We start from the raw sequence: 1,829 nt of genomic DNA, 5'->3' as shown, positions 1-1,829 counted from the left end.
TGGAATAAAGAAATTAAGGTCATCAAAAAACTTTAAAATTTTCTTCAAAAACATTTGGTCAATTAAAAATAAGTTATTACTTTTGCACACGCAAATACGGAGCGAAACTGACAGAAAAGTAGCTGCGTTACAAAGCGAAAGATTGAAGATCATTGAAATACAATATAACAACCAAGTAAGGAAAAACTAAAGCGTCAAAACTTTGAGTGAGTCAAGAACAAACATACAATGGAGAGTTTGATCCTGGCTCAGGATGAACGCTAGCGGGAGGCCTAACACATGCAAGCTGAGCGGTAGAGATCTTTCGGGATCTTGAGAGCGGCGTACGGGTGCGGAACACGTGTGCAACCTGCCTTTATCAGGGGGATAGCCTTTCGAAAGGAAGATTAATACCCCATAATATAAGAAACGGCATCGTTTTTTATTGAAAACTCCGGTGGATAGAGATGGGCACGCGCAAGATTAGATAGTTGGTAGGGTAACGGCCTACCAAGTCAGTGATCTTTAGGGGGCCTGAGAGGGTGATCCCCCACACTGGTACTGAGACACGGACCAGACTCCTACGGGAGGCAGCAGTGAGGAATATTGGACAATGGGTTAGCGCCTGATCCAGCCATCCCGCGTGAAGGACGACGGCCCTATGGGTTGTAAACTTCTTTTGTATAGGGATAAACCTTTCCACGTGTGGGAAGCTGAAGGTACTATACGAATAAGCACCGGCTAACTCCGTGCCAGCAGCCGCGGTAATACGGAGGGTGCAAGCGTTATCCGGATTTATTGGGTTTAAAGGGTCCGTAGGCGGGTCTGTAAGTCAGTGGTGAAATCTCACAGCTTAACTGTGAAACTGCCATTGATACTGCAGGTCTTGAGTGAGGTAGAAGTAGCTGGAATAAGTAGTGTAGCGGTGAAATGCATAGATATTACTTAGAACACCAATTGCGAAGGCAGGTTACTATGTCTTAACTGACGCTGATGGACGAAAGCGTGGGGAGCGAACAGGATTAGATACCCTGGTAGTCCACGCCGTAAACGATGCTAACTCGTTTTTGGGTTTTTAAGATTCAGAGACTAAGCGAAAGTGATAAGTTAGCCACCTGGGGAGTACGAACGCAAGTTTGAAACTCAAAGGAATTGACGGGGGCCCGCACAAGCGGTGGATTATGTGGTTTAATTCGATGATACGCGAGGAACCTTACCAAGGCTTAAATGGGAATTGATCGGTTTAGAAATAGACCTTCCTTCGGGCAATTTTCAAGGTGCTGCATGGTTGTCGTCAGCTCGTGCCGTGAGGTGTTAGGTTAAGTCCTGCAACGAGCGCAACCCCTGTCACTAGTTGCCATCATTAAGTTGGGGACTCTAGTGAGACTGCCTACGCAAGTAGAGAGGAAGGTGGGGATGACGTCAAATCATCACGGCCCTTACGCCTTGGGCCACACACGTAATACAATGGCCGGTACAGAGGGCAGCTACCTAGCGATAGGATGCAAATCTCGAAAGCCGGTCTCAGTTCGGATTGGAGTCTGCAACTCGACTCTATGAAGCTGGAATCGCTAGTAATCGCGCATCAGCCATGGCGCGGTGAATACGTTCCCGGGCCTTGTACACACCGCCCGTCAAGCCATGGAAGTCTGGGGTACCTGAAGTCGGTGACCGTAACAGGAGCTGCCTAGGGTAAAACAGGTAACTAGGGCTAAGTCGTAACAAGGTAGCCGTACCGGAAGGTGCGGCTGGAACATCTCATTTTAGAGCGTCTTTTGACGTAAAACAAAATTAGTGTCCTAGACACAAAGTACTTATTCAAAGTAAAGCTTTAGTTTTTTGTTTGGTTG

1 rRNA gene is annotated in these 1,829 nt (G+C 47.1%); it reads left to right on the top strand.

The features are described from left to right. Window positions 1-225 precede the first annotated feature (225 nt). A 16S ribosomal RNA gene (locus tag ABEG63_RS21435) occupies window positions 226-1,743 on the top strand. Window positions 1,744-1,829: the final 86 nt, after the last annotated feature.

The organism is Chryseobacterium sp. C39-AII1, assembly GCF_039672645.1.
Taxonomy (GTDB): Bacteria; Bacteroidota; Bacteroidia; order Flavobacteriales; family Weeksellaceae; genus Chryseobacterium.
This window is presented reverse-complemented; position numbering and strand designations above follow the sequence as displayed.